This is a genomic window from Allobosea lupini (assembly GCF_900109525.1).
Lineage (GTDB): Bacteria > Pseudomonadota > Alphaproteobacteria > Rhizobiales > Beijerinckiaceae > Allobosea > Allobosea lupini.
This window is the reverse complement of sequence record NZ_FOAN01000005.1, coordinates 67,585-88,240: the sequence shown is the minus strand read 5'-3', so window position 1 is coordinate 88,240 and position 20,656 is coordinate 67,585. Positions and strand designations below refer to the sequence as shown.

Annotated in this window: 22 protein-coding genes; 16 read left to right on the top strand and 6 right to left on the bottom strand. The window is 67.1% G+C overall.

Annotation, left to right across the window (positions count from 1 at the left end; translation table 11 throughout):
* Positions 1-58: 58 nt before the first annotated feature.
* On the bottom strand, positions 59-985 hold the full coding sequence (locus tag BMZ21_RS15790) for a tyrosine recombinase XerC (RefSeq protein WP_091836251.1): 927 nt from the start codon (positions 983-985) through the stop codon (positions 59-61).
* A 93-nt stretch (positions 986-1,078) separates the two neighbouring features.
* Here BMZ21_RS15790 and BMZ21_RS15785 point away from each other — a divergent pair, with 93 nt between their 5' ends.
* Positions 1,079-2,125 (top strand): MBL fold metallo-hydrolase, encoded by a 1,047-nt coding sequence (locus BMZ21_RS15785; RefSeq protein ID WP_208862295.1) that lies wholly within the window; start codon positions 1,079-1,081, stop codon positions 2,123-2,125.
* 48 nt (positions 2,126-2,173) lie between these two features.
* Here BMZ21_RS15785 and rnk read toward each other — a convergent pair whose 3' ends face one another.
* Positions 2,174-2,593 (bottom strand): nucleoside diphosphate kinase regulator, encoded by a 420-nt coding sequence (gene rnk / locus BMZ21_RS15780; RefSeq protein WP_091836249.1) that lies wholly within the window; start codon positions 2,591-2,593, stop codon positions 2,174-2,176.
* A gap of 493 nt (positions 2,594-3,086) precedes the next feature.
* Positions 3,087-3,233 (bottom strand): hypothetical protein, encoded by a 147-nt coding sequence (locus BMZ21_RS30385; protein ID WP_158673272.1) that lies wholly within the window; start codon positions 3,231-3,233, stop codon positions 3,087-3,089.
* 243 nt (positions 3,234-3,476) lie between these two features.
* Here BMZ21_RS30385 and BMZ21_RS15775 point away from each other — a divergent pair, with 243 nt between their 5' ends.
* Positions 3,477-4,418, top strand: coding sequence for a pentapeptide repeat-containing protein (locus BMZ21_RS15775; RefSeq protein WP_091836247.1), 942 nt, complete (start codon positions 3,477-3,479; stop codon positions 4,416-4,418).
* A gap of 8 nt (positions 4,419-4,426) precedes the next feature.
* Here BMZ21_RS15775 and BMZ21_RS15770 read toward each other — a convergent pair whose 3' ends face one another.
* Complete coding sequence (locus BMZ21_RS15770) at positions 4,427-5,044, bottom strand: glutathione S-transferase family protein (protein WP_091836245.1); 618 nt, start codon at positions 5,042-5,044, stop codon at positions 4,427-4,429.
* Between the two features lie 335 nt (positions 5,045-5,379).
* Between BMZ21_RS15770 and BMZ21_RS15765 the strand changes: the two genes are divergently transcribed.
* From BMZ21_RS15765 to BMZ21_RS15745, 5 genes are all read left to right on the top strand, one after another.
* On the top strand, positions 5,380-7,119 hold the full coding sequence (locus tag BMZ21_RS15765) for an alkaline phosphatase (RefSeq protein ID WP_091836243.1): 1,740 nt from the start codon (positions 5,380-5,382) through the stop codon (positions 7,117-7,119).
* A 20-nt stretch (positions 7,120-7,139) separates the two neighbouring features.
* Positions 7,140-7,610: a hypothetical protein gene (locus BMZ21_RS15760; RefSeq protein ID WP_091836241.1), complete on the top strand. Its 471-nt coding sequence runs from the start codon at positions 7,140-7,142 to the stop codon at positions 7,608-7,610.
* Positions 7,588-8,313 carry an ABC transporter ATP-binding protein gene (locus BMZ21_RS15755; RefSeq protein ID WP_091836239.1) on the top strand — a complete coding sequence of 242 codons (726 nt, stop codon included), beginning with the start codon at positions 7,588-7,590 and terminating at the stop codon, positions 8,311-8,313. Before BMZ21_RS15760 ends, BMZ21_RS15755 begins: the two co-directional genes overlap by 23 nt.
* Positions 8,310-9,545: an FtsX-like permease family protein gene (locus tag BMZ21_RS15750; protein WP_208862294.1), complete on the top strand. Its 1,236-nt coding sequence runs from the start codon at positions 8,310-8,312 to the stop codon at positions 9,543-9,545. Before BMZ21_RS15755 ends, BMZ21_RS15750 begins: the two co-directional genes overlap by 4 nt.
* 65 nt (positions 9,546-9,610) lie before the next feature.
* Complete coding sequence (locus BMZ21_RS15745; RefSeq protein WP_091836237.1) at positions 9,611-10,168, top strand: L,D-transpeptidase; 558 nt, start codon at positions 9,611-9,613, stop codon at positions 10,166-10,168.
* Positions 10,169-10,277: 109 nt separating this feature from the next.
* Here the strand turns inward: BMZ21_RS15745 and BMZ21_RS15740 are convergent, their stop codons facing one another.
* Positions 10,278-11,573: a DUF3422 family protein gene (locus BMZ21_RS15740; RefSeq protein ID WP_091836235.1), complete on the bottom strand. Its 1,296-nt coding sequence runs from the start codon at positions 11,571-11,573 to the stop codon at positions 10,278-10,280.
* A gap of 147 nt (positions 11,574-11,720) precedes the next feature.
* Here BMZ21_RS15740 and BMZ21_RS15735 point away from each other — a divergent pair, with 147 nt between their 5' ends.
* The 5 genes from BMZ21_RS15735 (at position 11,721) to BMZ21_RS15720 (ending at position 14,946) form a co-directional block, all read left to right on the top strand.
* The gene (locus BMZ21_RS15735; protein ID WP_091836233.1) at positions 11,721-12,347 is read left to right on the top strand and encodes a hypothetical protein; all 627 of its coding nucleotides are present in this window, start codon (positions 11,721-11,723) and stop codon (positions 12,345-12,347) included.
* 112 nt (positions 12,348-12,459) lie between these two features.
* Positions 12,460-12,960: a hypothetical protein gene (locus BMZ21_RS15730; protein WP_091836231.1), complete on the top strand. Its 501-nt coding sequence runs from the start codon at positions 12,460-12,462 to the stop codon at positions 12,958-12,960.
* A gap of 5 nt (positions 12,961-12,965) precedes the next feature.
* Positions 12,966-13,121: a hypothetical protein gene (locus tag BMZ21_RS30380; protein WP_167561642.1), complete on the top strand. Its 156-nt coding sequence runs from the start codon at positions 12,966-12,968 to the stop codon at positions 13,119-13,121.
* Between the two features lie 134 nt (positions 13,122-13,255).
* Positions 13,256-14,182, top strand: coding sequence for an ABC transporter ATP-binding protein (locus BMZ21_RS15725; protein WP_091836229.1), 927 nt, complete (start codon positions 13,256-13,258; stop codon positions 14,180-14,182).
* Positions 14,179-14,946 (top strand): ABC transporter permease, encoded by a 768-nt coding sequence (locus BMZ21_RS15720; RefSeq protein ID WP_091836227.1) that lies wholly within the window; start codon positions 14,179-14,181, stop codon positions 14,944-14,946. The genes BMZ21_RS15725 and BMZ21_RS15720 overlap by 4 nt, the downstream gene beginning before the upstream one ends.
* 16 nt (positions 14,947-14,962) lie before the next feature.
* On the opposite strand, the gene BMZ21_RS15715 is transcribed toward BMZ21_RS15720, so the two are convergent.
* Complete coding sequence (locus BMZ21_RS15715; RefSeq protein ID WP_167561649.1) at positions 14,963-16,645, bottom strand: methyl-accepting chemotaxis protein; 1,683 nt, start codon at positions 16,643-16,645, stop codon at positions 14,963-14,965.
* Between the two features lie 182 nt (positions 16,646-16,827).
* Between BMZ21_RS15715 and BMZ21_RS15710 the strand changes: the two genes are divergently transcribed.
* The 4 genes from BMZ21_RS15710 (at position 16,828) to BMZ21_RS15695 (ending at position 20,656) form a co-directional block, all read left to right on the top strand.
* Positions 16,828-18,450: a peptide chain release factor 3 gene (locus BMZ21_RS15710; RefSeq protein ID WP_091836222.1), complete on the top strand. Its 1,623-nt coding sequence runs from the start codon at positions 16,828-16,830 to the stop codon at positions 18,448-18,450.
* 72 nt (positions 18,451-18,522) lie between these two features.
* Positions 18,523-18,720 (top strand): type II toxin-antitoxin system VapB family antitoxin, encoded by a 198-nt coding sequence (locus tag BMZ21_RS15705; RefSeq protein ID WP_091836220.1) that lies wholly within the window; start codon positions 18,523-18,525, stop codon positions 18,718-18,720.
* Positions 18,717-19,082, top strand: coding sequence for a type II toxin-antitoxin system VapC family toxin (locus BMZ21_RS15700; RefSeq protein WP_091836218.1), 366 nt, complete (start codon positions 18,717-18,719; stop codon positions 19,080-19,082). Before BMZ21_RS15705 ends, BMZ21_RS15700 begins: the two co-directional genes overlap by 4 nt.
* 176 nt (positions 19,083-19,258) lie before the next feature.
* Entirely contained in the window at positions 19,259-20,656 is a 1,398-nt protein-coding gene (locus BMZ21_RS15695) for a S41 family peptidase (protein ID WP_091836216.1), read from the top strand.

Below are 20,656 nucleotides of genomic sequence, written 5' to 3'. Positions count from 1 at the left end.
CGCGCCTGATGCCCGGTGCGCGTGACGGAATCAAGACGAATTTACCGAAGGTAAGCGGTTATCCCCGGGCGCGCGGATGGGCGGAATCATAAGCCGCCAGCAGGCGGACTGAATCGATGCGGGTGTAGATCTGCGTGGTCGAGAGCGAGGCGTGGCCGAGCAACTCCTGGATGGCGCGCAGGTCCCCGCCGCGGCCGAGCAGGTGGGTGGCGAAGGAATGGCGCAGCGCATGCGGCGTCGCGCTGCCCGGCAGGCCGAGCGAGCCGCGCAAGCCCTCGACCGCGAGCTGGATGATCCGCGGCGAGAGCGGCCCGCCTTTCACGCCGACGAAGAGTGGCCCCTCCGGCGCCAGCCGCCACGGGCATTGCGCGAGATAAGCGCCGATCGATTCGACCACCACCGGCAGCACCGGCACCATCCGGGTCTTGCCGCCCTTGCCGAGCACGGTCAGCGCATCGGCGGTGCTGAGCGGTGCCTGCGAGCGCCTGAGGCCGAGCGCCTCGGAGATGCGCAGGCCGCTGCCATAGAGCAAGGAGAGCACGGCGGCGTCGCGCGCGAGAACCCAGTCGGGCAGCTCCTCGCCGGCGCGGCTGTCGGCCCTGGTCACGGCCGCGGCGGCCTTGGCGTCGAGCGGGCGCGGCAGGCCCTTGCCGAGTCGCGGTCCGCGGGTCGCGGCGAAGGCGGCAGCGGTCAACCGGCCGCTGCGCTCGCCGAAGCGGGCGAGCGAGCGCAGCGCTGCAAGCTGGCGCATCAGCGTGCGGTTGCCGACGCCGTCGCGGCGGCGATAGCCGAGGAAGGCGCGCAGATCGGCCGGCTTCAGGGCTGCGACCGCCTTCAGCGAAGGGGGCGCATCGAGATGATGCGTGAGGAAAGTGGCGAACTGCTCGATGTCGCGACCATAGGCCTCGAGCGTCTTCGGCGAGAGCCGGCGCTCATGGCCGAGATGGGCGAGCCAGTCGCGCCGGAGGGTGTCGAAATCGCTCATCGTGCGATCTTGCCGCGCGAGACTTAACAACCGTTGTCCGGCGCGATCATCGCCTGCTATGAACCCTGCAGACATTGTTCAGGGCTGACCAAATTGCACGCTCCCGATCCCCACGGCCTGACCTTCCCCTTTCCCGAGCCGCCGGTGCCCGGTCAGCTGATCGAGGTTGCGCCCGGCATCTTCTGGGCCAGGATCGCGCTGCCGTTCCGGCTCGACCACGTCAACATATACCTGATCGAGGATGGCGACGGCTTCGCCGTGATCGACACCGGCATCGGCGACGAGGCGACCAAGCAGGCCTGGCTCGTGCTGATGGCCGGGGCGCTCGCCGGCAAGCGGCTGACCCGGCTTTTCGTCACGCATTTCCATCCAGACCATATCGGCCTCGCCGGCTGGCTCTGCGAGCGTTTCGGCACGCCGCTCCTGACCAGCCAGACCGGCTATCTCGGCTGCCTCAACATCTCGCTCAGCCCGGGTGCGTCCGAGGCGCCGGTCTACAAGCAGTTCTATCAGCGCCACGGCCTCTCGGCCGAGGTGACGCAGGTCGTCTCGACTTTGGGCCATGGCTATCTCCGGCAGGTGACGCCGCTACCGCCGACCTTCACCCGGGTCGTCGCCGGCGACGTCTTGCGCATCGGCGGGCGTGACTTCTTCGTGCTCGCAGGTGATGGCCATGCGCCGGAGCAATTGATGTTCCATTGCCCGGAGGCGAACGTCTTCCTGGCGGCCGACCAGGTGCTCGCCAAGATCACGCCCAACATCAGCGTCTGGGCGGTGGATGCGGAGGGTGATCCGCTCGGCCTCTATCTGCGTTCGCTACGGGCGCTGCCGCAGGCGATCCCGCCCGGGACGCTGGTCCTGCCTGGGCACCAGCTGCCGTTCTATGGATTGCAGGAGCGCTGCGCCGCGCTCGGCGCCCATCACGCCGAGCGCTGCCGGCTGATCGCGGGCGCAGTCGCCAAGGGGCCGCATTCGGTCGCAGAGCTGGTGCCGGTGATGTTTACGCGGCCGCTCGACCCGCACCAGCTCTCCTTCGCCTTCAGCGAGGTCTTCGCGCATGTGAACGCGATGCTGCGGCTCGGCGAACTGCGCTGGGCCGAGCCGCAGGGCGGGACCATGAAGGTGATGGCGGCCGGCTGAGGGCAGCTTCCTCCCCACCTCAAGCGAGCGGGGGCGGCCGTCATCTGCTCAGGTCGCCGCCATGGCGGGCTGCTCGACCGCGGTCACCGTCAGCACATGCTTCTTGCCGTCGCGAGCGGTCCAGGCGATCGACTGGCCGGCGGCAAGGCCGATCAGTGCGGCGCCGATCGGCGTCATCACCGAGATGCGGCCCTGCTCGATATCGGCCTCGCCGGGATAGACGAGCTGGACGCGGCGGTGCTGGGCGCTGTCGGAATCGAAGGTGACGAAGGAGCCCATGCGCACGACGTCGGCCGGCAGCTTGGCCGGCGCGACGACCTTGGCGCGGTCCATCTCGGCGAGCAGTTCCTCGGCGACCTCCGGGATGCGATCAAGCGCGGTTGTCGCAAGGCCGGTCAGGCGCTCATGGTCGATCTCGCCGACGATGATCTTCGGCTTGCGATGGGTCTTCTGGCTCGGCTGGGTCATGGGTCTGGTGTCCTGCGATGACGCGCGCGACGGCGGCGCCAGGGCGCGACCGGCAAGGTCTGGAAGGTTTTCTTTGGGGGAGACGCCTTGGACAATCGTGCTGCCATGGCGGCGGACAGCATCGACGGCACCCCTGGACTCGGGGCGCGCTCGGGCCGAGTCCGGGGCTAAGATTCCGCGATCGGGGCGACCCGGAATACGAGGCGATACTTCGTCGTCATATCCATAGAGTTGGGGGCAGGCGGCCTGCTGTCAAGGCCGGGCGGCCCGCCACCGGCCCAAGACGATGTCGCGGCAAGTTCGCATGCGAGCAAGCCCATCGCGAGAGCGATGGCCTGGCCTGATGGTTTCTGGGGAGAAGCTTGCGGGGCGGCTCAGCGCCGCGCTTGAGGGCGGCGCACCGGGACCGGGATCGGCTTCAGCTGCGGCTGGGCCGGGGCGAGCACGGCGCCGAGGCGGAGGATGAAGCGGGCCAGCAGGTTCATGGCGTCCCTCAGTTCTGGGCGATGAAGATGGTGAGAATCAGCTCGCCACCATCGATCTTCACTGCATCGTTTCCAGCAATATGGTGCTTCGATGTCGACGGCGCCACTGCGTCGGCCGCAGCCGTGAACAGGATCGTCGGCAGGATGGCATTCATCGGCGCTGGCATTCCGCGTGGCAGATACGGCTCAGGATCACGCTGAAAATACTTCGAATGCCTTACGCTACAGCGGCTTATCGACCCGTAGCCTTAACGATGTACTGCCCCTGGCGGAGAAATCCGCGGGCGGACGGTCCATCGACGAGAGGCGTCGGAGCCTGCTGCGCGCAAAGCAGCGATTGAACCCAATCGGCGGCTCGCCTATGGCTAATGAATCGTTAACCGGGGCGTCATCCAACCATGGCCAGCCTGTTCCGGCTCGTGCCCGATGCACGCGCCGAACTCCTGCAGCTGAATTCCTGGGCGCGGCCGCATCAGGCCGGCTTTGCCGCTGCGCAGCGCGCGGCGCGCTTCGGCGCGGCCGGGCCGGAGGCGTCTGCCTTCATGGCTGCCCGGCGCGAGGCGATTCTGGCGCGGCTTGGAGAGGGCGCAGCGGCCTGGAATGGCTGGGCCGGTGAGATGACTCGCCTGCGCAGCCGAATCGGTACCGACGGCGCATTGCTGGCGCTCTGGCGCCTCTTTGCCGATGTCGAGCTGGTCGACGAGATTTTCGAGGGCGATTTCAATGTCGCCGGCATCATCTTTCCGGCGGCGGCGCGCTTTTCCGGCAGCGCCTTCTGCGGCGATGCCTGGTTCTCGGAGGCGCATTTTCATGGGCCGGCCAGCTTCCGCGATGCCAGCTTCCGTGCCGACGCCTTCTTCGACCGGGCACATTTCGCCGGGGATGCCGATTTCGGCGCGGCGACCCTGCACGGCACGGCGGAGTTCCGCGACATGCGCTGCGAGGGCACGGCCTGCTTCGTCGAGGCAGAATTCGTCGGCGATGCCTGGTTCCGGGGCTCGCGTTTCGACGGCGTGACACAGTTCCGCGGCGTGCGCCATGCCGGCGAGGCGGGCTTCGGCGATTGCCGCTTCGCGGGCGCGGCCGATTTCGGCGAGGCCGAGTTCGCCGGCAATGCCGGCTTCGAGGATGCGCGGTTCGGGCAGATGGCGAATTTCGCCGCGGCTCGTTTCGACAGAGGCGCCTGGTTCAGCAACGCCGCCTTCGACGGTCGCTCGAATTTCGAGCGGGCCCGCTTCCGCGGCCGCCGGCATTTCGAGGGGATTTCGCTGGCGGCGCAGGTTTCGCCCGTGGCACAGCAGATCGCGGCGCTGGAGCAGTTCCGCTTCGGCCGGCGCTGAGCACTGGTTCAGCCGGCCTGGGCGGTGGCGGGCGTGCCGTCCTTCTGCAGTGTCCGTTGCAGCCCCGGCCGCTCCATCATCCGGCCCATATAGGCCTCGAAGACCGGCAGGCGCGGCAGCACGCCGACGACGTTCATGCCGAAATGGATGCCCGCGCCGAGCTGGGTGTCGGCGGCGGTGAAGCGCTCGCCGGCGGCATAGAGATGTTCGCCGAGCTTTTTTGCGAGATTGGCGACGGTGTCGGCATGCGAGCCGAAGGAGAAGCCGCGTGCCTCGTATTTGAACTTGTGGACTGAGGTCGCGATGATCGGGTCGAGCACGGCGTCGGTATAGATCAGCGAGGTCAGGAAGGCCGGACGGTCCTTGTCGCCGGTCGCCGGAGCCAGCCCGGCTTCGGGAAACTGCTCGGTCAGATAGAGGCAGATCGCGGCGCGCTCGGTGACGGTCGTGCCGTCATGGACGATTGCCGGTACCTTCTTATGCGGCTGGATGGTGCGATAGCTTTCCGGCGGGCCGCCTTCGGCACGGATGTCGACGATCTCCGTCTCATAGGGCTGGCCGAGCTCCTCAAGCAGCCAGAGGATCGAGAAGGAGCGCGACTGCGGCGCGTGATAGAAGGTCAGCATGGCGATGTCTCTTTCGGCGTTTCCTCGTGCGGCGACGAGGCTGATAGGAAAGCAATGTGTCAGGAGTTGTCAGGATGAGCCTGACGTGCCCGATACTCGCTGATCGAAACGCGGGCGGGTGCGAATGGCTCCGCCTGCTCTTGCTTTTCGGACCATGTCTCGCGCGCGACGATGAAGGGGCGGGTGCCTAGGCGCTATGCGCAGGCATTCCGGCCGCCCGATCTCGATGATCGCAAGTTGTTATAGTATAACAATTTGGCCGGAGCAAAGTAATCATAGTGTCATCTCGCGCGCCTAACCGACCGGCCACCGGATGCATTGGGGCGGAGAAGATCATGCAGAAGCGAACTTTGCTGATAGCGGCGGCGATGCTCGCCAGCGTGGCGCCGGCGACGGCGCAGACCATCTATCCGCTCAACCGCGCCGAGATCCTCGAGGGCTCGCGCTTCGACTTCAAGGTCGAGTTCCCGAACGCACCGGCCTCGGCCGACGTCAAGGTCACGATCAACGGCAAGCCGGTAAACGAGGCCTTCGGCCGCGAGGCCCAGTTCGTCCAGAGCGAGGAAGGCCAAAAGCATTCGGCTCTCTGGCTGCGCGGCGCGCAGCTGCCGGCCGGCCAGTACGTCATCGAGGCGACGCAGGGCAGCGAGAGGGCGAGCGTCAACTGGACCGTCTATGCGACGCCCGAGCGCAAGGCCAAGAACGTCATCCTCTTCGTCGGCGACGGCATGTCGGTCGCGCATCGCACCGCCGCCCGTATCCTGTCTAAGGGCTGGGAGCAGGGCCTCTATGGCGGCGAGCTCGCCATCGACGACATGCCGCACATGGCCCTGATCTCGACCTCGGGCACCGACTCGATCGTCACCGACAGCGCCAACTCCGCCAGCGCCTACACCACCGGCCACAAATCCTGCGTCAACGCGCTCGGCATCTACTGCGCCAAGAACGCGCTGACGCTCGACCATCCCAAGGTCGAAACCATCTCCGAGGTGATCAAGCGCAAGCGCTCGGGCATGGCGATCGGCGTCGTCACCAATGCCGAGATCGAGGATGCGACCCCGGCCGCGATGGTCGCCCATACCCGCCGCCGCTCGGACTACAACGACATCGTCAAGATGTTCTTCGACGTGCAGCCCGACGTGATCATGGGCGGCGGCTCGCCGAACTTCCTGCCGAAGTCGACCCCCGGCACCAAGCGCACCGACGATCTCGACTTCATCGCCAAGTTCAAGGACGCGGGCTACTCGCTCGCCACCACCAAGACCGAGATGAATGCCGCGGTCGCCGGCGGCGCCAAGAAGCTGCTCGGCCTCTACAACACCTCGAACATCGACGGTGCCTTCGACCTGCGCCTCGCCAAGAAGGGTTCGATCTCGAAATTTCCGGATCAGCCCGACGTGGTCGAGCAGACCAAGGCCGCGATCGAGATGCTGAAGGGCGCTGAGGACGGCTTCTTCCTGATGGTGGAATCGGCCCGCATCGACAAGTACAGCCACTCGCTCGACTGGGAACGCGCGGTCTTCGACACGATCATGCTCGACAACGCCGTAAAGGTCGCCAAGGAGTTCGCCGGCGACCGCAACGACACGCTGATCATCGTCGTGCCGGACCACGCCCATCCGATCTCGATCATCGGCACCTATGACGACGATCGCCCGGGCCAGCTGCTGCGCGACAAGCTCGGCACCTACAACGAGTCGCTGCCGCCGAACTACGGCCCGCGCGATGCCGACGGCTACCCGACCAAGGTCGATACCTCGCGCCGTCTCGCCGTCGCCTTCGGCAGCTATCCGGACACCTGCGACACCGGCCGGCCCTATCTCGATGGCGAGCGCGTCCCGGCCGTGAAGGGCCCGGATGGCAAGACCAATGTCGCCAACGAGAAGGACTGCGCCTCGCCGCTCGCCACCCGCAAGCAGGGCAACCTGCCCTTCGACGCCAATTCCGGCGTCCATTCCGGCGATGACGTGCTGCTCACCGCGATGGGCCCGGGCGCCGAGCGCTTCCGCGGCCACAAGCCGAACGTCTTCGTCTTCCGCGTCATGGCGGAGGCGCTGGCCCTCGGCGGCAAGTGAGCTAGAGCTGGAGCAGGCGCATGATCCCGCATCGGCCGCACCTGCTCAGGGCGCTGTCCCGCCGCGGGCTCCTCACGGGGCTTGCGGCGTTGCCCGTTTCGCTGCCTGCGCTTGCCGCCGAGGCGGAGACGCTGACCTTCGACGGGCTCTACAAATCCTTCGGCGTGCTCGGCTTCCAGTTCTCCGATCGGGCGACCTTTCTGCGCGGCAAGCCGGTCAGGATGATCGGCTACATGGCGCCGCCGCTGAAGCCGGAGAGCCATTTCTTCGTGCTGACGCGCGAGCCGCTCGCCATCTGCCCGTTCTGCCAGTCGGACGCCGACTGGCCGGTCGACATCGTCGTCGTGTTCATGCGCGCCGCGACGCCGATGGTCAGCGCCGGCCAGAAGGTCGCGGTCAGCGGCCGGCTCGAGATCGGCTCCTCGACCGATGCCGAGACCGGCTTCGTCAGCCAGATCAGGCTGGTCGATGCCGGCTTCCACAGTGTCTGAGCGGCAAGGCGGCGGGGTGCGGCCGCTGCATTTCTCCGGCATCCAGGTCGATCATCGCGATGGCGACGGACGGCTCTTCCGGGTGCTCGACGTTTCTGATTTCGTGGTGCCGCCCGGTGCGCTGATCGGCCTGCGCGGCCCGTCCGGCTCCGGCAAGACCTCGCTGCTGCATCTCGCTGCCGGGTTCTTCCTGCCCGATGCCGGCAGCATCAGCTGGGGCGATCTCGTGGTCTCCACGATGCCCGGTGCGGCGCGCGATCGCTGGCGGCGCGACACGGTCGGCTTCGTCTTCCAGGATTTTCATCTCGTGCCCGAGCTCGACGTGCTCGCCAACATCACTCTGCCCGCGAGTTTCTCGGGCTGGCGGCAGACGAGCGAGCAGGAAGCGCGTGCCACCACTCTCGCCGGGCGTATGGGGCTGACTGATCTGCGCCGGCGCGCCGCCGTACTCTCGCGCGGCGAGCAGCAGCGTGTCGCGATCGCGCGGGCCCTGTTCAATGCGCCGGCCCTGATCCTGGCCGACGAGCCGACGGCAAGCCTCGATCCGGTGCATGCGGCGGAGGTTGGATCCCTGCTGGTCGAGGTCGCCAAAGAAAGCGGCGCGACACTGCTCTGCGCCTCGCATGATCCTGTGCTGCTGGCGCGGATGCAGCAGGTCGGGATGATTGGCGATGGCCCGTTCCAACTGAAGGCGGCGGCGTGAACCCGCTGCCGATGATCATCGCCGACCTCAGGGCGTTGCGCTGGACGGCGGCGGCGATCGTGGCGCTGGTCGCGCTGGCGGTGGCGATCGGCGTCGCCATCGGTGCGCAGGAGCGGGCGCTGCGCCAGGCCTCGGCCCGCGCCGCTGATGATTTCGACCTGTTGATCGGCGCACCCGGCAGCCAGACCCAACTCGTGATGTCGGCGATCTATCTCCAGCCGGAGGCGCTGCCATTGGTCGATGGGCGCCTGCTCAACGAACTCGTTCGCGACCCGCGTGTCGCTGCAGTGGCGCCGCTCGCCTTCGGCGACATCGCCCGCGGCCATCCGGTGATCGGCACCACGCTCGCATTCGCCGGCCGCTGGGGGCGCGTGCAACCGAGCGAAGGCCGGCTGTTCTCCCGCGAGGGCGAGGCCGTGCTCGGCGCCGACGTCACCTACGGGCTCGGCGACAAGATCGAGCCCTCGCATGCCATCGCCGGGCATTGGCCGAGGCGCGGAGTCGCCGACGCGGAAGAGGCGAGCCATCGCCATGAGGGCCATGCCTATGTCGCGGTCGGCCGCCTGCCGCGACTGGGCTCACCCTTCGACCGGGCGATCCTGGTGCCGGTCGAGAGCGTCTGGGAGGTGCATGGGCTCGGCAACGGCCATGCCGGCGAGGGCGCCGCGCTCGGCCCGCCCTTCGACGGCCAGCGCATTCCCGGCGTGCCGGCGCTGGTGGTGAAGCCGAAGGCGGTTGCCGACGCCTATGCGCTCAGAGCGCGCTATCGTCAGGGCGGCACCATGGCCTTCTTTCCGGCCGAGGTGCTGGTCGGGCTCTATCGCACGCTCGGCGATGTCGGGCAGGTGCTCAGCGTCGCCTCCGTGCTCAACGCCGTGCTGATCTTGGCGGCGATCTTCCTGCTGCTCGTCGCGGTGACGGGATTGAGGCGGCGGCGTTATGCTGTGCTGCGCGCGCTCGGGGCGCCGCCGGCCTACGTGCTGCTGGTGGTCTGGATCGGCATGGCCGGGCTGGTCGCGGCCGGTTGCCTTGTCGGCTTGGGGCTTGGCGCCGCCGCTACGCTTGCAGTCTCCGGCCTGTTCGAGGCGCAGACGGGCCTGCGGCTCTCCTTCGCGCTGGGGTCCGCGGAGCTCGCCCAGGTCGGGCTGATCCTGCTGCTCGGCTCGCTGGCGGCGCTCATTCCGGCGGCGCTGTCCTATCGCGGCTCGATCACCGCCGGCCTGCGGGGGTGATCCGGGGTTGACCCTGCTTTGCCTCTTCCGGTTAAATCCCGGCGGGGGGCGTTGCAGGGATCATCATGCTGCGCGCCATTTTTCTTATCGTCACCAGTCTCGCTTTCTGCGCACCGGCCTTCGCCTATTCGAACGCGTTCAGCCGCGGGGTTGCGGACTTCCTCAACATTTTCAGCGAACAGCCGGTGCCGCGCCAGGTCGTGCCCTGGAGCGGCAAGCAGGCGCCCGGCACGGTCGTGGTCTCGACCAGCCAGAGGCGGCTCTACTACGTGCTCGGGCAAGGGCAGGCGATCCGCTATGGCGTCGGCGTCGGCCGGCAGGGCTTCAGCTGGTCGGGCACCAAGACCGTCACGCGCAAGCGCGAATGGCCGGATTGGCGCCCGCCTGCCGCGATGCTGAAGCGCCGGCCCGACCTGCCGCGCTACATGGAAGGCGGGATGGAGAACCCGCTCGGCGCGCGGGCGATCTATCTGGGCTCGAGCCTCTACCGCATCCATGGCTCGAACGAGCCCGACACGATCGGCGCCGCGGTCTCGTCCGGCTGTATCAGGATGACCAATCGCGACGTGACGGATCTCTATGACCGCGTCAGGCCGGGCACCAAGGTCATCGTGCAGCGCTAGCGCGCTTTCCGTTCGACCGGGATAGGTCGAACGAAAAGAATTCGCGCAAGACCAAAAAGTTGAGCATGTTCTCATCGCAAAAGTGGTGTCCACTTTTGCGGAACATGCTCTAGCCGTCGCGGTGGCCGTGCCGGATGCGGCGGACCATCAGCCAGACGCCGAGGATCGCGACAGGCACGAACAGCGCGGTCGCGATGCCGACATCGATCGGCAGGTAGCCGGCATCCTTGGCGCCCTTGGCGAGATAGCCGAACAGGCTGACGACGTAGTAGCCGATCGCCGCGACCGAGAGCCCCTCGACAGTTTGTTGCAGCCGCAATTGCAGCCGGGTGCGGTCGTTCATCGCCGAAAGCAGGTCGCGGTTCTGCTGTTCGAGCGCGACGTCGACGCGCGTGCGCAGCAGGTTGGCGGCGCGGGCGAGCCGGCGCGACAGGTCGAGCTGGCGCTGCTGCAGCATCTGGCAGGTGCGCATCGCCGGGGCCATGCGCCGCGACAGGAAGGCGGCAAGGGTCGGCCAGCCGCCATAAGGCGCCTCGTCGATCGCTTCCAGGCGCTGGCCGACGATGCTGTCATAGGCGCGGCTGGCGCCGAAACGGTAATTCGAGGACGCGGCTTCCGATTCCATCGTCGCGGCGATCGCGGTCATCTCGTCGAGCAGGGCATTGTCGGCGGCGAGCCCATCGGTCAGCGTCATCGTGCCGGCAATGCGCACCAGCACCTCTTCGGTGCGGCGCACTGAGGGGGCGAGGCGGTGGGCCTCCGGCAGGCCGAGCAGGGCAAGCACGCGATAGGTCTCGACCTCGAGCAGCCGCTGCGCCAGTGCGCCGGCCTTGGCCGGGGTCAAGGCCCGGTCGAGCACGAGGATGCGCACGAAGCCGTCGGCGCCGGCGCGGAAATCGGTCGCGGCGATCGCCGCCTCGCCATCGACCAGCGACGCGGCGAGGCTGGCCGCATCGAACACCGCGTCAAGCTCGGACGCCGCCCGTTCCGGCAGCAGATGCAGGTCGATCGACGCCAGGTGCGGCCCCGGCTGGGGCAACGCATGCATGCCGTGCGGCAGGATGGTGGTCGCCGGCAGGAAGGGCGCCGAACCGGGGGAGGACAGTTCCCAAGTATAGGTGGTGAACTCGCTGTGCTGCTCCCAGCGAAGGCTTGTTTCGCCGAGCCTGGTGCGGTGATGCTTGGCCCCCTCCGCCGGGCCGGCCACGCCACGCTCGGCGCAGAAGCGGGCGAGGGCCTCGCGATCTGCGGCGGCCTGCGCCTGGTCGGTCATGAAGGCGAAGTGCAGGAGCCGCTGCGGGGTCGAAAGCGGGGCGAAGGGGCGGGCGTGGATCTCGCCGAGGATGGCGCCGCGCGACGGATGTGCGACCAGCGGCGGCGTGCCGTTTTCGGTGATCCCGTCCATGCTGTCCTGCCCCTTTGCGTGCGCCCTTCGGCTTCTTCCGCTCAGGGAGCTTGCCGGAAAGCATGATGAGCTGCGAGTCCGGCACGGTGTCGCAAGGCCAGTGGGCTGGTGACATGATCGGGCGTCACCGCTTCATAGGCTCGCCCCATGCCACTGCCCAATCGCGTTCGCCCCGATGGCTCGCTCTTCGCCGATCCGGCGCGGGGCCTCCTGTTCGGCAATCGCGGCGGCAAGTTCCATGATCCGGCGACGAAGGCATTGCCGACGCGGCTGTTCGCGACGAAGCAATGGATCTGCTGCGTGCTTTCCTTCAAGGGCCGGCAGCGTGATGTCTGGGGCCGCTACTACACCGAGCTGTTCTTCTGCGACGAGGTGACTGCGCTCGCCGCAGGGCACCGTCCCTGCGTCGAATGCCGACGCAGCGATGCGCATGCCTACCGGGCCGCGCTGGTCGCAGGACTCGGGCTTCCCGAAGTGCCGCTCTTCCCTGCGATTGACGAGCGGCTCGATCGCGAGCGCCGGACGGGCCGCGGGAAGCGCCTGCATCGGCTGGCGGCGGAAAGCCTGCCGGATGGCGCGATGATCGCCATGCCCGAGGGCGAGTTCCTGGCCGTGCGCGGCGACAAGACCCTGCTCTGGTCGCCCTCAGGTTATGTCGCGCGCCGGCCGCGTCCGTCCGGTTCGGTCGCCGTCGTCACCCCGCCGACATCTCTGGCCGCGCTTGTGAACGGCTATCAACTTCTCTGGCATCCGAGCGCTGCCGAACTCGCCTGAATTGCGGCTACCCAGCCTTGTCATCGCCGCGGGCTGTGGCACACCCTCGCGCCCGGCGGATCACGGCGCGCGCACGGGCGCGGGACCCGGCCGATCCCGGGGGAGGACATTCATGTTGCGGAAGATCGTCTGTGCGCTGGCCTTGGCGCTCGCCGGCTTCAGCGGCTCGCCGGCCGTTGCCGGGGCGCTGCAGATCACCGATGCCGATCCGATCGCGGTCGTCACCGTGCCGGACGCCTGGACCACGGCGAAGATCAAGCGCGGCGTCGAGATCAGGACGCCGGACGAGGAGATCTATCTCTGGTTCGAGCTGGTGGCGCCCGCCGAGCTCGACACGCTGCAGAAAGAGCACAACGTCTATTTCGAGAAGGAAGGCGTCACCATCACCGGCGCCTCCGACACGGTGAAGCAGGAGGTGAAAGGCAAGGCGTGGTCGTTCACCGAGCTCAAGGCCAAGAGCAAGGATGGCGAGTCGCTGATCCGCTACATCGCGATCAATCCGAACGTGGCGAGCGGCAAGATCATCATGATGACCTATTGGGCCTCGCTCGAGGGCCATAGGACGCATGACGCGGCGATGTCGGCGATCATCGACAGCATCGCCTACAAATGAGATCGATGGCGGGCGGTGGAACCGCCGGCCTGTCCGCGACGTTGTCCCGTCATCCTGATCCGATGGCAATCAAGGGGGTAGCGTCGATGCGTTCGATCATTCTGTGGCTGGTGGGCGTTCCGATCCCGATCATCATCCTGCTCTGGTTCTTCATGCGCTGACAGGATCTGGTAGAAGGACTTGCTATGGCCGGGCTTGCCCGGCCATTCTTGTTTCGCGGGATGTCGTGCCGGCAGGGCGAAACGGCAGCATTCCGCTATCCCCCTCTGCCGTGCTGCGAGTATAGCGTTCGCCCATGCAACCGATCATCCAGATATCCGGCCTGTCGAAGACCTATGCTTCGGGCTTCCAGGCGCTGAAGACCGTCGATCTCGACATCAAGCGCGGCGAGATTTTCGCCCTGCTCGGGCCGAACGGCGCGGGCAAGACGACGCTGATCAGCATCATCTGCGGCATCGTCCGGCCTAGCACCGGGACGGTCCTCGCCGACGGCCACGACATCATCCGCGACTATCGTGCTGCGCGCAGCCGGATCGGCCTCGTGCCGCAGGAGCTGACCACCGATGCCTTCGAGACGGTCTGGGCGACGGTCTCGTTCAGCCGCGGCCTGTTCGGCAAGCCGAAGAACCCGGCCATCGTCGAGCAGGTGCTGCGCGACCTCTCGCTCTGGGAGAAGCGCGACAGCAAGATCATGACGCTGTCGGGCGGCATGAAGCGGCGCGTGCTGATCGCCAAGGCGCTGGCGCACGAGCCGCAGATCCTCTTCCTCGACGAGCCGACCGCCGGCGTCGATGTCGAGCTCAGACAGGACATGTGGAAGCTGGTGCGGCGCCTGCGCGACGACGGCGTCACCATCATCCTGACCACGCATTACATCGAGGAGGCCGAGGAGATGGCCGACCGTGTGGGCGTGATCAGCAAGGGCGAGATCATCCTGGTCGAGGACAAGGCCGAGCTGATGCGCAAGCTCGGCCAGAAGCAGCTCACCTTGCACCTCCAGGCGCCGCTCGCGGCGGTGCCGGCAGCGCTCTCCCGCTACGGGCTCGCGCTGCAGGCCGAGGGGGCTGAGCTCGTCTACACCTACGACACCAAGGCCGAGCGCACCGGCATCACCGCCTTGATGAAGGACCTGGCCGAGGCCGGCATCCGCTTCAGCGACCTGCGCACCAGTCAGTCGTCGCTCGAGGACATCTTCGTCGGCCTTCTGAGGGCGAACGCATGAGCGTCAATTTCCACGCGATCAAGGCGATCTACCGCTTCGAGATGGCCCGCACCTGGCGCACGCCGCTGCAGAGCGTGCTCTCGCCGGTGATCTCGACCTCGCTCTATTTTGTCGTTTTCGGCGCGGCGATCGGCTCACATATGCAGGCGATCGACGGCGTGCCCTATGGCGCCTTCATCGTGCCCGGCCTGATCATGCTCTCGCTGCTGACGCAGAGCATCGCCAACGCCTCCTTCGCGATCTATTTCCCGAAGTTCGTCGGTACGATCTTCGAACTGCTCTCCGCGCCGATCGCCTGGTGGGAGGCGGTCTTCGCCTATGTGGCGGCGGCGGCGACGAAGTCGGTCGTGCTCGGTCTGCTCATCCTCGCCACCGCCTTCCTGTTCGTGCCGCTGAAGATCGCCCATCCCGTCTGGATGCTGCTCTTCCTGATCCTGACGGCTACGACCTTCAGCCTGTTCGGCTTCATCATCGGCGTCTGGGCGGATGGCTTCGAGAAGCTGCAGGCGATTCCGCTGCTCGTCATCACGCCGCTGACCTTCCTAGGCGGCTCGTTCTACTCGATCGACATGCTGCCGCCGTTCTGGCGGGCGGTGACGCTGGTCAATCCGGTCGTCTATCTGATCAGCGGCTTCCGCTGGAGCTTCAACGGCACGGCCGATGTCGGGATCGCGGTCAGCCTCGCCATGACGCTGGTTTTCCTCGCCGCCTGCATCGCCGTGATCGCCTGGATCTTCAAGACCGGCTACCGGCTTAAGAACTGACGATCCGGCAGCCGCGTCAGGCTGCCTTGATCTGGCTGAAGAAGGTCGCGACGGCGCCGCGCAGCGCCTCCGCCTCGCGCGCCAGGTTCTCGGCGGTGCGCAGCGTATCCGAGGCGGCGCTCGTCGCCTCGCCGGAGGCTGCGGCAAGGCTGCCCAGCGCCAGCGCCGCGGTCGCGGCCCCGTCCGCGGTCGCCTGGGCGTTGCGGGCGATTTCCGAGGTCGTGCTCTTCTGCTGCTCGGTCGCGGCGGCGATGGCGCCGGTGTGCTGCGAGACGTCCGTGATCGTCGCGGCGATGGCGCCGATCGCTGCGACGGCATCCCGGGCCTCGCCCCGGAAGGCCTCGATCTGGCTGGCGATACCGTTCGTCGCCTCGGCTGTCCGGCTCGCCAGGGTCTTGACCTCGGCGGCGACGACGGCAAAGCCGCGCCCGGTCTCGCCGGCGCGGGCAGCCTCGATCGTCGCGTTGAGCGCGAGGAGATTGGTTTGCTCGGCGATGTCGCGGATCAGGTCGATGACGCTGACGATGCGTTCGGAGGCCTGTGCGAGACCATCGACGCGCCGGCTCACTCCCTGGGCGTCCCGCGCAGCACTGCTGACTATGGTGCTCGCACGCGTCACACGGTCGGCGATCTCGGCGATCGAGTTGGACAGTTCCTCAGCCGCGACGGCGACATGCTGGACCCGGTCGGAGGCATCCTGCGAGGCGTTCTGCGCCCCGTCGATCTGCATGGTGCGGGCGCTGGCGATCTCGCTCACCGCTCTTGCCGCACCCTCCAGCGTGTGGGCGCCGGTCTCGACCGTCTCCAGCGCGTCGGCGAGGCGCGCATCGAAGGCCGCAACGATCTCGGCGATCCGCTGCTGGCGCGCCGTGCGCCCGGCGTCCTCTCGAGCGGCTGCAACCTCGAGAGCTTCTCGAGCCTGAGCATTTTCGCGGAAGACCTCGACCGAGCGAGCCATGGCGCCGATCTCGTCCTGGCGGTGCACGAGCGGGACATTCGGGACGAGTTCGGCTGCCGCCAAGCTATGCATCGTCGTCGCAAGCCTGCGCAGCGGATGCGAAACACGGCGATGCACGACGAGGAGCGCGAGGCCGAGGCCGACGACGATCGAAAGAACGCCGACGCCGATCTGCAGGTTGACGCTGTCGCGCTGCATCGCTTCGAGCCTGGCATCGAGCGCGGCGCTGCGGCTGTCATAGCTGCCGGCAATGCGCTTCAACGTCTCATTGAGCGCTTTGCGATTGTCGCGATTGGCGTCGTCGTTTCCGGCTGCACGCGCCGCCATCGTGGCGCCCTGGCGCCCGAGCCGAACGATCTCACGACGGAACTGGATGAATTCCCGGACACGCGCTTCGAGGAGTTCGAAGTCAGCCCGTTCCTGCGCCTCGATCAGCGGCTTCCATTCGGCCATCAGCAGTTCGATCTCGGTGAGGCCTTGCAGGAGCGGTGGGGCGAAACGCTCTGCTCCTATGGCGCCCTCGCTCATGTAAATGCCGCGCGATTCCATGACGACGGCGTTCACCAGCCCATTGATCCGCTCGGCGATGGCAGAGCGATGCGTGACCGACTGCATCTCGTTGGTCATCGTGGCATAGCGGCTGAGGCTATGGACGCCGAGGCCGATGGCGAGGGCGGCGGCGATGACGAGAAGTGCTATCGCGGCAAGTATCTGGCTCGAGATGGTGCGCAGGGTGGCCATCTGTTTCGCGAAACGGCAGGCCGCGGCTTTCTCTCGGTGCGCAGCGGGGAACCCATCGCCCATAAGGGCATGGTTTGGTTAAATTTGCGTTGGGAGCCTGGGCGATGTGCCGGCGGAGCGAGGTGCCGCGATCATGCGTCGCCCGATTGACAGGAGGGGCGGCATCCTGTCTTGACCACGCCATGACCGATCTTTCGACCATCGACAACGCGGCGGCTGCCGCGGCGCCCCATGCGCGCCGGCGGACCTTCGCCATCATCTCGCACCCGGACGCGGGCAAGACCACGCTGACCGAGAAGCTGCTCTATTTCGGCGGCGCCATCCAGCTCGCCGGCGAAGTGCGGGCCAAGGCCGGCCGGCGCCAGACGTCCTCGGACTGGATGAAGATCGAGCGCCAGCGCGGCATCTCGGTCGTCACCTCGGTGATGACCTTCGAATATGACGGGCACGTCTTCAACCTGCTCGACACGCCCGGCCACGAGGACTTCTCGGAAGACACCTATCGGACCCTCACTGCGGTCGACAGTGCCGTGATGGTGATCGACGCCGCCAAGGGCATCGAGGCGCGCACCAAGAAGCTGTTCGAGGTCTGCCGCCTCCGCGATATCCCGATCGTCACCTTCATCAACAAGGTCGATCGCGAGACGCGCGATCCCTTCGACCTGCTCAACGAGATCGAGACGACGCTGGCGCTCGACGTGGCGCCGATGACCTGGCCGGTCGGGCGCGGGCGCGAGTTCGTCGGCACGCTCGACCTCGCCTCCAACACGCTGCGCCGCAACCAGAAGGGCGACGAGAGCGATGCCGGCCAGAAGGTCGACGGCGAGGACGACAAGCTCTTCGACGAGCTGCTGCCCCATGGCGCTGCCGACACCTTCCGCGAGGAGGTCTTCCTGGCGCGCGAGGGCTGCAAGCCCTTCGACCTCGAGGCTTTCCGCGAGGGCCATCTGACCCCGGTCTATTTCGGCGCGGCGCTGCGCGACTATGGCGTGCGCGACCTGATCGACGCGCTGGGGCGCCTGGCGCCGAGCCCGCGGGCGCAATCGGCCGACAAGCGGCTGATCGAGGCGGGCGAGCCGAAGATGACCGGCTTCGTGTTCAAGATCCAGGCAAACATGGACCCGAACCATCGCGACCGCATCGCCTTCATGCGGATCTGCTCGGGCAAGCTCTCGCGCGGCATGAAGGCGAAGCTGGTGCGCACCGGCAAGCCGCTGCCGCTGAACGCGCCGCAATTCTTCTTCGCACGCGACCGCTCGATCGCCGAGGAGGCCTTCGCCGGCGACATCGTCGGTCTGCCGAACCATGGCACGCTGCGCATCGGCGATACGTTGACCGAGGGCGAGGACATCGTCTTCCGCGGCGTGCCGAGCTTCGCCCCGGAAATCCTGCGCCGGGTCAAGCTCAAGGACGCGATGAAAGCGAAGAAGCTGCGCGAAGCGCTGCAGCAGATGGCGGAGGAGGGCGTGGTCCAGCTCTTCCTGCCGCATGACGGTGCGCCCGCCATCGTCGGCGTCGTCGGGGCGCTGCAGCTCGACGTGCTCAAGGAGCGCATGGAGGCGGAGTATTCGCTCCCCGTGGATTTCGAACCCTGCCAGTTTTCGATTGCGCGCTGGATTTCCAGCGAGGACAAGGTCGCGCTGCAGAAGTTCACGGCGGCCAAGCCGTCCTCGATGGCGGATGATCTCGACGGCGACCCGGTCTTCATGGCCTCGTCGCAGTTCACCCTGAAATACGACGCCGAGCGCGCGCCCGAGATCGTCTTCTCCGATGTGAAGGACTACCAGAAGGTGTCGGGGGGCTGAGCCGAGCTCTGTTGCCACGCATGGCTTTGCGCATCATCTGATGCTAGATTTGATGCGCCGACGGAGAAGGCCATGCGCACCACCGTGACCCTGGATCCCGAGCTCGTCGAGAAGGCCCAGGCCTACACCGGCATAACCGAGCGTTCGGTTCTGCTGAAGGAAGCGCTTGCCGCCTTGATCCAGCGCGAGGCGGCACGGCGGGCGATCAAACTGGGCGGCTCCGATCCGAAAGCCACCCCGGCACCGCGCAGGCGCCCGCCGACGGTATGATCCTGCTCGATACCTCGGTCTGGATCGATCATCTTCGACATGGCGAACCGCGGCTGATCGAGCTCCTCGCCGAGGGCCAAGTGCTCGTTCATTCATTCGTTGTCGCGGAGATTGCGCTCGGCTCGTTGGCCCGGCGAGACAATGTGATCGCGATCCTGAACGCCTTACCGCAGGCTCCAGTCGCTCTCCATGAAGAGGTCATGGCCCTGATCGAGGATGAGCGACTCTACGGACTCGGCATTGGCCATGTCGATGTCCACCTCCTTGCTTCCGCGCGTCTTGCCGATGCCTTGCTCTGGACCAGGGATCGCCGGTTACGCGCAGCCGCCGAGCAACTGGGTGTGGCAGCCGATCAAGAGTGAGGTCTTCCGTCCCTGCCTTGCAGGACGGTAGAGGACAGCCTTTGACGCTGCCGCCTGTATACTCATTGCGACGGGGCAAGCGCCATTCTCCTGTAAAGGTGAGGCGGACTTCCGCGAGATTGGTCGGGCCTATGCGACGAGGCGATCAGAACCCCATGCGATCGTGGCGCCGACGTGTGGTCCGGCTGCTTGCGGTCGCAGCAGCGTTGCTTGCCCTCGCCACGGTCCCGCTCGGCCTCATCCTCTATCCGACGCTGAAGCCTTATCCGAAAGCGGATGTCCCCGCCGCTGCCACGCAACGCGACAGGAACCTCCAGGACCTCGCCCATCTGCGCCGCCTGCCGGAGGTCGAGCGCAGCTTCACGGCGCAGAGCCGTGCGGCGTTCGGGCAGGCGGTCGCCGCAATCGAGCCGCGCGCCGGCGAGCTCGACCGGGCAGGCCTGGCGATGGCTGCGGCCAAGGCCGTGGCTCTTGCCGACAACGGCCATACCAATGTGCTCGGGCTGGCGGGCGATCGCGGTTTCAACGCCGTGCCGATCCGCCTCGACTGGTTCGCCGACGGGCTGTTCGTGATCGCGACCGACGAGGACAGGCAGCGTCTTCTCGGCGGGCAAGTGCTCGGCGTCGACGGACGCCCGCTCGCTGCACTGGTCGAGGCGCTGCGTCCCTATGTTGGAGGGCCGGCAAATCTCGCCCGGGAGTTCGTGCCGAACCTCCTGATCTCGCCGGAGCTGCTCCATGCGGCCGGTCTTGCCGCGACGGCTGAGGGCAGCAGCTTCGAAATGCGTTTTGCGGATGGGGCCGTTGGTTCGGTCGAGCTCGTCGCCAAGGCGGCCACTCGCCCGCCTCACGATCGCTTCGTGTGGCCGAGCGACAATCTGAGCCCGCCGGGGCGGTCGAGCGGATGGCGACATGTGCTCGACGGTGTCGTCTTGCCGACCTATCTCACGCATCTCGACGCGAACTACTGGCACGATTTTCCGGCCGATGACCTGCTCTATGTCCAGATCAACCGTGTGAGCGATCAGGGACCGGTCGGCTTATCCGCCTATCTCTCCGAAATGCTCGACGAAGCGGCGAAGAAGCCCATTCGCAATGCCATCGTCGATCTGCGGTTCAATCCCGGCGGCAACTACACATTGACGGCCGATTTCACGCGCCGGCTGCCGGAGCTTCTGCCTGCGTCCGGCAGGCTCTTCATCCTGACCGGCGCACACACATTCTCCGCGGCGATCAGCACGGCGGCGCGGCTGAGACATTTCGCCGGACAGCGCGCCATCATCATGGGAGAGGCGATGGGCGACCGCTCGCAATTCTGGGGCGAAGGTGGAGGTACCGTGCTGCCGAACGCGAAGCTGGCGCTGCGCTACACCACCGCTTTCCATGATTGGGAACACGGCTGCAGCCTGTCGCAGATCACGACCTGCTTCCTGCTGAACTACATCTACGGCGTGCCGGCAGGCGATCTCCGGCCGACCGTGACCATTGCGCCGCGCTTTGCCGACTATGCCGCCGGCAAGGATCCCGTGATGGCCGAGGTCATGCGGCAGCTTGCAACGCGGCAGGCGCGCTGA

Excerpts from the sequence above, each read along its gene's own strand:
- BMZ21_RS15790 (WP_091836251.1), bottom strand. The coding sequence starts at position 985 with ATGAGCGATTTCGACACCCTCCGGCGCGACTGGCTCGCCCATCTCGGC.
- rnk (WP_091836249.1), bottom strand. The coding sequence starts at position 2,593 with ATGACCCAGCCGAGCCAGAAGACCCATCGCAAGCCGAAGATCATCGTC.
- BMZ21_RS30385 (WP_158673272.1), bottom strand. The coding sequence starts at position 3,233 with ATGAATGCCATCCTGCCGACGATCCTGTTCACGGCTGCGGCCGACGCA.
- BMZ21_RS15775 (WP_091836247.1), top strand. The coding sequence starts at position 3,477 with ATGGCCAGCCTGTTCCGGCTCGTGCCCGATGCACGCGCCGAACTCCTG.
- BMZ21_RS15770 (WP_091836245.1), bottom strand. The coding sequence starts at position 5,044 with ATGCTGACCTTCTATCACGCGCCGCAGTCGCGCTCCTTCTCGATCCTC.
- BMZ21_RS15765 (WP_091836243.1), top strand. The coding sequence starts at position 5,380 with ATGCAGAAGCGAACTTTGCTGATAGCGGCGGCGATGCTCGCCAGCGTG.
- BMZ21_RS15760 (WP_091836241.1), top strand. The coding sequence starts at position 7,140 with ATGATCCCGCATCGGCCGCACCTGCTCAGGGCGCTGTCCCGCCGCGGG.
- BMZ21_RS15755 (WP_091836239.1), top strand. The coding sequence starts at position 7,588 with ATGCCGGCTTCCACAGTGTCTGAGCGGCAAGGCGGCGGGGTGCGGCCG.
- BMZ21_RS15745 (WP_091836237.1), top strand. The coding sequence starts at position 9,611 with ATGCTGCGCGCCATTTTTCTTATCGTCACCAGTCTCGCTTTCTGCGCA.
- BMZ21_RS15740 (WP_091836235.1), bottom strand. The coding sequence starts at position 11,573 with ATGGACGGGATCACCGAAAACGGCACGCCGCCGCTGGTCGCACATCCG.
- BMZ21_RS15735 (WP_091836233.1), top strand. The coding sequence starts at position 11,721 with ATGCCACTGCCCAATCGCGTTCGCCCCGATGGCTCGCTCTTCGCCGAT.
- BMZ21_RS15730 (WP_091836231.1), top strand. The coding sequence starts at position 12,460 with ATGTTGCGGAAGATCGTCTGTGCGCTGGCCTTGGCGCTCGCCGGCTTC.
- BMZ21_RS30380 (WP_167561642.1), top strand. The coding sequence starts at position 12,966 with ATGGCGGGCGGTGGAACCGCCGGCCTGTCCGCGACGTTGTCCCGTCAT.
- BMZ21_RS15725 (WP_091836229.1), top strand. The coding sequence starts at position 13,256 with ATGCAACCGATCATCCAGATATCCGGCCTGTCGAAGACCTATGCTTCG.
- BMZ21_RS15720 (WP_091836227.1), top strand. The coding sequence starts at position 14,179 with ATGAGCGTCAATTTCCACGCGATCAAGGCGATCTACCGCTTCGAGATG.
- BMZ21_RS15715 (WP_167561649.1), bottom strand. The coding sequence starts at position 16,645 with ATGGCCACCCTGCGCACCATCTCGAGCCAGATACTTGCCGCGATAGCA.
- BMZ21_RS15710 (WP_091836222.1), top strand. The coding sequence starts at position 16,828 with ATGACCGATCTTTCGACCATCGACAACGCGGCGGCTGCCGCGGCGCCC.
- BMZ21_RS15705 (WP_091836220.1), top strand. The coding sequence starts at position 18,523 with ATGCGCACCACCGTGACCCTGGATCCCGAGCTCGTCGAGAAGGCCCAG.
- BMZ21_RS15700 (WP_091836218.1), top strand. The coding sequence starts at position 18,717 with ATGATCCTGCTCGATACCTCGGTCTGGATCGATCATCTTCGACATGGC.